The 534-nt window shown below is 72.5% G+C and carries 1 pseudogene; it reads left to right on the top strand.

The annotated features are described in order from the left end of the window. A pseudogene (locus BZY54_RS47165) lies at window positions 1-534 on the top strand (phosphoglucomutase, alpha-D-glucose phosphate-specific); the annotation flags it as partial.

The raw sequence follows: 534 nt of genomic DNA, 5'->3' as shown, positions 1-534 counted from the left end.
CCGAGCGGCGGCCCGGCCGGCTCGGAGGCGACCTCCTGGATCCAGGACCGGGCGAACGAGATCATCGCGGCCGGGCTGAAGGGCGTACGGCGCATCCCCTACACCCGGGCACTCGCCGCCCCCGGCACCGGCCGCCACGACTTCCTGGGCGCCTACGTCTCCGACCTGCCGAGCGTGCTGGACCTGGACGCGGTCCGCGACGCGGGCCTGCGCATCGGCGCCGACCCGCTGGGCGGGGCCTCCGTCGCGTACTGGGGCCGCATCGCCGAACAGCACCGCCTCGACCTGACCGTGGTCAATCCGCTCACCGACCCCACCTGGCGGTTCATGACGCTGGACTGGGACGGCAAGATCCGCATGGACTGCTCCTCCCCCTACGCGATGGCCTCGCTGATCGAGCAGCGGGACAGGTTCCGGATCGCCACGGGCAACGACGCCGACGCCGACCGGCACGGCATCGTCACCCCCGACGGCGGGCTGATGAACCCCAACCACTACCTCGCCACCGCCATCTCCTACCTCTACGCCCACCGC

Origin of the sequence: Streptomyces carpinensis, assembly GCF_002154505.1 — a bacterium.
GTDB lineage: Bacteria > Actinomycetota > Actinomycetes > Streptomycetales > Streptomycetaceae > Streptomyces > Streptomyces carpinensis.
The sequence above is the reverse complement of the archived record's forward strand: the minus strand, read 5'-3'. Positions and strand labels throughout refer to the sequence as shown.